This window comes from Mesorhizobium sp. M5C.F.Ca.IN.020.29.1.1, from assembly GCF_003997375.1.
Taxonomy (GTDB): domain Bacteria; phylum Pseudomonadota; class Alphaproteobacteria; order Rhizobiales; family Rhizobiaceae; genus Mesorhizobium; species Mesorhizobium wenxiniae.
On sequence record NZ_RZSW01000474.1, the window covers coordinates 1 to 5,003 of the forward strand.

Consider the following 5,003-nt stretch of genomic DNA (forward strand, 5'->3'; position numbering starts at 1 on the left):
ACGACATTCCCGGCTGGCCATCGATTTCGGCGCAGGGCCTGGTCGACAGGCTGCTTGAGCAGATCGCGCCGTTCAAGCCCGACTTCACCTTCAACCGCATGGTCTCGAGCCTCGAAAAGCTCGAGGACGGCAGCTTTCGCGTCCTCACTGACGAGAACGAGGTTTTTGAAGCCAAGGTTGTGGTTATTGCCGCCGGCGGCGGCTCATTCCAGCCGAAGCGGCCGCCGATCCCGCACATCGAGATTTATGAGGGCAAGAGCGTCTTCTACTCGGTTCGCCGGATGGAGGAATTTCGCGGCCACGACCTCATTATCGTCGGCGGCGGCGATTCGGCGCTCGACTGGACGCTGAACCTGCAGCCGGTGGCCAAGAGCGTGACGCTAGTCCACCGGCGGCCGGAGTTTCGCGCGGCGCCCGACAGCGTCAACAAGATGTACGCCATGCAGGAGATGAAGGAACTGGATTTCCAGGTAGGGCAGGTGGCGGGATTGTCCGGCGCCGACGGCCAGCTTTCCTCCGTGACCATCAAAAGCCCCAGCGGCGATATCGAGGTGCCGTGCACGCGGATGCTGCCGTTCTTCGGCCTGACCATGAAGCTAGGACCGATCGCCGAGTGGGGGCTCAATCTTCACGAGAACTTGATCCCGGTCGACACCGAGAAATTCCAGACATCGGTACCGGGCATCTTCGCCGTCGGCGACATCAACTGGTACCCCGGCAAGCTGAAGCTGATCCTGTCGGGCTTCCATGAGGTCGCCCTGATGGCTCAAGCGGCCAAGCGCATCGTCAGCCCCGGCGAGCGCATCGTGTTCCAGTATACGACCTCGTCGACCAGTCTGCAGAAGAAGCTTGGCGTCGCCGGCTGACGCCCCACTCTTACTCCACGAAAATCGACCTTACCATCTGGCCTGAGCTAACCCGGCAGCCGGCCGTTCTCGATGCGCTCCATGCGATAGCGCAGCAGCCGCAGGATGCGGCTTTCGAAATTGATTGTCTCGACGCGATCGAATTGCATCTGGGCCCGGTCGTGCTTGGCAAGAATAGCGGCGGCGATTTCCGCGGCCTTGGCCTTGGCCTGCTGGCAAGTCTTCTGCGGATAGGTCGCCTTCAGCGCATCCTCGAGGTCGCGGGCATGGTTCTTGGCGATCTCGACATGGCGATCCTCATGGCGCTTGATGTCGGCGGACAATGTATCCCAAAACAGCCTTACGCCCGCATCAGCCTTGCGCGAGCGGCGCCACTCGGGAAGGATCACCTTGACTTTGAGAGTGACGTTGGCGTCAGCAATCGCGCAGGAATTCGATTTTTCTGCATAGCTGATGCGAGTGGTGAACGCCATCTGCGTGGCGCCTGGATGCCGCATCCCTGTACTTTTTACCTGGGGCCCAAGTTTCGTAAGCTGGGTTCCGATATCATCGAGCGTCCTGCCGCCGATGCTAAAGTAGCTATATGTCTTTACCAAACTCGCCGTGCCCGCCGGCAAGGCAGAAAAAGCGAGCATCAGGGCGCAAAGCAGTGATCGTTTCATCATGTTGCCTCTTTGCCCACCATGCGCTACGGCCGCTGCCGGCGCAACGGAATTGATCTTTGGCGGATCACACATGGTTGATGGACAATGACGACACGGCGATGGCAACTGGCGCATGGGCGTCATCTCGACCTCGGCGGCAAAGCGGTGATCGTCGGTATCCTCAATATCACGCCGGACAGTTTTTCCGACGGGGGACTGTTCGTTGCGCCCGAACAGGCGATGGCCCAGGCCCGCCGGATGGTGGAAGAGGGGGCCTCCGTGATTGACGTCGGTGGAGAATCGACACGCCCCGGCGCATCTCCGGTAGCCGTCGAGGAGGAGCAGGCCCGTGTGCTGCCAGTCATCGAGGCGCTCGCCAGGCTTGGCAAGGCGCTGATTTCGGTCGACAGCTATCGCGAGGACACCGCTCGGCTTGCCGTCGCCGCCGGCGCCCATATCGTCAACGATGTCTGGGGCCTGCAGCGCGAACCGGGCGTCGCGCGGGTCGCTGCCGAGACCGGCGCCGGGCTGGTCATCATGCACACCGGACGTGACAGGCAAAAACTGCCCGACGTTATCGAGGATCAGTTTTCCTTCCTTAGGAAGTCACTGGAAATCGCCCGGCAAAGCGGCGTTGCCGACGACCAAATCGTGCTCGATCCGGGCTTTGGCTTCGCCAAGGAAACAGCGGAGGAAAATCTCGACCTGATGGCACGGTTTTCCGAACTTGATGCCTTGGGCTTTCCGCTGATGGCGGGTACATCGCGAAAGCGCTTCATCGGCGTCGTCACCGGCCGCGACGCCTCGGCCAGAGGGGCCGGAACAGCGGCGACGAGCGTTATCCTGAGACTCAAGGGCGCGCAGCTTTTTCGCGTCCACGATGTCGCAATCAATGTGGATGCGCTGGCGCTTGCGGATGCTATGCTGGCCCGTGAAACCACCGCATAGGCTCGAAAATCAAAATCGATTTTCGGAAAGCAGGATGCGTAGATTGAAAGCGTTGGAGCGTAGTTTTTGCGTCCAAGTGGATGCACGTGGCTCTAATCGAGCGGGACGCTGAGCGATGTATGTCATCCGCATGAAGAACTGCGCCTTCTTCGCCCGGCACGGCGTGCTGGACGAGGAGGAGACGCTCGGCCAGCGTTTCTATGTCGACGCTGCGCTCTCCGTCGAACCCGGCCGCGCGCTGGTCGATGATTCCATCGAGGATACCGTCCACTATGGTGTCGCCTTCGGAGTGATCGAAAAGATCATAACCGGCGAGAGGCGTTTTCTGATAGAAGCGCTGGCGCTGGAGGTGGCCCGGGCGCTGACGGCTCGGTTTCCTCAGATCAAAAAGGCCGAGATCACCGTGCGCAAGCCGAATGCGCCAGTACCCGGTGTGCTCGATCATGTCGAGGTGACCGTTGTCTGGCCAGAATAACACGGTTTACCTCAGCCTTGGCGGCAATCTCGGTGACCCGGCAAGGTCGATGGGCGCTGCGCTGCGTATGCTGGACGCTGACGAGAACGCGCGAGTCGTTGCCGTCTCCTCGCTTTACCGCACGCCGCCTTGGGGCAAGCTCGACCAGCCGGATTTTCTCAATGCGGCTGCCGAAATTTCGACTGTGCTCGCACCACACGCATTGCTAGATCTCTGTCTCGACGTCGAGCGCAGACTGAAGCGGGTGCGCGAGGAGCGCTGGGGTCCACGGCTGATCGACATCGACATTTTGGTGTTCGGCGATCGGATTATCCACGAATCCGGGCTGGAAGTGCCGCATCCGCGCATGCTGGAGCGCGCTTTCGTTCTGGCGCCGCTGGCCGAGATCGCGCCTGACCTCACCGTCGACGGCAGAAGTGTGGCGGAGCGGCTTGCCGCGCTCGATAGCGCCGGCATCGAGCGACTGCCGTCTGGCCGGGATTGGTGGCTGACCTAAAGCATCGGACCAACACCTCTAACCAGTTTTGGCTCCGATGCACTGAGCTCAGCCGGAAAATCCGCCCCCGTCGAGGAACACCTGTTCCTCAGGCGTCGTCTCGCGGCCAAGCATCCTGTTTCGATGCGGAAAGCGGCCGAAGCGCTGAATGATCTCCAGGTGCTCGACCGCATATTTCAGATAGGATTGGGCTTTGGCGGTAAAAAGGTCCATCGATTTGAGCTGGTCGGCGAGTTGCTCCGAATGCTCATACGGCAAATAGAGGAAGGCGCGCAGGTCTTCGTCGAGCGCCAGATCCTGGCCGGCGGCGGTCGCCTTTTCGGCAAAATGCCTCGCCAGCGGGTCGGTTGCATACATATGGCCGGTGCCGCGAAAGCAGTTTCGCGGGAACTGGTCGAGCAGGATCATCAGTGCCAGTGAGCCTTCGGCATGCTCCGACCAGTCATCGCATTCACGCCGTGCGGCAGCGTAGTGCAGGTCGAGAAACCGGTTGCGGAACTCCGCGTCGAAGGCGTCATTCTTTTCGAACCACGCATCTTTCCCGGCGTCACGCCAGAATCTGGTGACGGAGAGCGCACGTTCGTCCAGTTCGGTCATCTGTTTGCTCCAGGTATTTAGTCCGCAGGCTCGGATTTGTGCAGAACGCCGGCGGTTTCTTCATTGAGCGCCTGACCGGTGCGGCGCGGCTGGCTGAGCGGTGTCGGAATGGGCGTGCCGATATTGCCCTTGAGGAAGCGCGCTCCGGCGCGAACGCCTTCGGCGAGCTGCAACTCGAAACGGGCAGCATCGCGGCGGCGGACATCCTCGATCACCTCGGCGACTTCCGCCGGGTCGACGCCCAGCGCTTCTAGTGTGGAGCCGCCGAAGACAAGCGCCGATTCGAAGGTTTCGCGAATCTGGAAATCGACGCCGGCACGGATCAGCTGCAATGCGGTTCCGCGGTCGAAGGCGCGTGCCAGCACGGTCAGCAGGGGAAACTCCGCCTTGATGAGCTCTGCGATCCGGACGGCGACATCTGGCTTGTCGACGCAGATCAACACGGCGCGCGCGCGGCCGGCGCCTGCGGCACGCAGAATGTCCAGCCGCGTGCCGTCGCCATAATAGACCTTGAAACCGAAATCAGCTGCCGCCTGGATCATCTCGACCTCATTGTCGATGATCGAGACATCGATCCCGCGCAACAGCAGCGGCTGGCTGGCGATCTGGCCGAAGCGGCCGAAGCCGATGATCAGCACGCTGCCGGTAAGGCCATCGGCGATGTCGACGCCTTCGAGCGACTGCTCGTCGCGCGGCGTCAGATACCGCAATGCCAGAATGGCCAGCGGTGTCAGCACCATGGAGATGATGACGATCGCCGTCAGGGTCGCGTTAGCCTGGCTGTCGATGATGCCGACTACCGCGGCGGCCGAATAGAGAACGAAGGCGAATTCGCCGCCTTGCGCCATGAAGACGGCACGCTCGAGCGCTTCTCGATGACTGGTCTTGAGTATGCGGGCGACGAGGTAGATGCCGATCGCCTTTATCACCATGTAGGCGACGACGTAGATGGTGACAAGGCGCCAGTTCTGGACGAC

Annotated in this window: 7 protein-coding genes; 4 read left to right on the forward strand and 3 right to left on the reverse strand. The window is 61.3% G+C overall.

Going from position 1 to position 5,003, the window contains the following annotated elements:
* The coding region (locus tag EOA85_RS27400) for an NAD(P)/FAD-dependent oxidoreductase (RefSeq protein WP_164759917.1) at positions 1–866 on the forward strand (866 nt) is incomplete at its 5' end.
* Between the two features lie 47 nt (positions 867–913).
* Here EOA85_RS27400 and EOA85_RS27405 read toward each other — a convergent pair.
* Positions 914–1,531 carry a DUF922 domain-containing protein gene (locus tag EOA85_RS27405; RefSeq protein WP_029352939.1) on the reverse strand — a complete coding sequence of 206 codons (618 nt, stop codon included), beginning with the start codon at positions 1,529–1,531 and terminating at the stop codon, positions 914–916.
* An 84-nt stretch (positions 1,532–1,615) separates the two neighbouring features.
* Here EOA85_RS27405 and folP point away from each other — a divergent pair, with 84 nt between their 5' ends.
* The 3 genes from folP (at position 1,616) to folK (ending at position 3,429) form a co-directional block, all read left to right on the forward strand.
* Positions 1,616–2,458 (forward strand): dihydropteroate synthase, encoded by an 843-nt coding sequence (gene folP / locus EOA85_RS27410; protein ID WP_127211859.1) that lies wholly within the window; start codon positions 1,616–1,618, stop codon positions 2,456–2,458.
* A 115-nt stretch (positions 2,459–2,573) separates the two neighbouring features.
* Positions 2,574–2,933, forward strand: coding sequence for a dihydroneopterin aldolase (folB, locus tag EOA85_RS27415; RefSeq protein ID WP_029352935.1), 360 nt, complete (start codon positions 2,574–2,576; stop codon positions 2,931–2,933).
* Positions 2,917–3,429, forward strand: coding sequence for a 2-amino-4-hydroxy-6-hydroxymethyldihydropteridine diphosphokinase (gene folK, locus EOA85_RS27420; protein ID WP_127211860.1), 513 nt, complete (start codon positions 2,917–2,919; stop codon positions 3,427–3,429). The genes folB and folK overlap by 17 nt, the downstream gene beginning before the upstream one ends.
* 48 nt (positions 3,430–3,477) lie before the next feature.
* On the opposite strand, the gene EOA85_RS27425 is transcribed toward folK, so the two are convergent.
* The gene (locus EOA85_RS27425; protein WP_127211861.1) at positions 3,478–4,026 is read right to left on the reverse strand and encodes a DUF924 family protein; all 549 of its coding nucleotides are present in this window, start codon (positions 4,024–4,026) and stop codon (positions 3,478–3,480) included.
* 17 nt (positions 4,027–4,043) lie between these two features.
* Positions 4,044–5,003, reverse strand: a 960-nt coding sequence (locus EOA85_RS27430) for an NAD-binding protein (RefSeq protein WP_206523382.1), incomplete at its 5' end; no start/stop codon positions are given.

Excerpts from the sequence above, each read along its gene's own strand:
- EOA85_RS27405 (WP_029352939.1), bottom strand. The coding sequence starts at position 1,531 with ATGATGAAACGATCACTGCTTTGCGCCCTGATGCTCGCTTTTTCTGCC.
- folP (WP_127211859.1), top strand. The coding sequence starts at position 1,616 with ATGACGACACGGCGATGGCAACTGGCGCATGGGCGTCATCTCGACCTC.
- folB (WP_029352935.1), top strand. The coding sequence starts at position 2,574 with ATGTATGTCATCCGCATGAAGAACTGCGCCTTCTTCGCCCGGCACGGC.
- EOA85_RS27425 (WP_127211861.1), bottom strand. The coding sequence starts at position 4,026 with ATGACCGAACTGGACGAACGTGCGCTCTCCGTCACCAGATTCTGGCGT.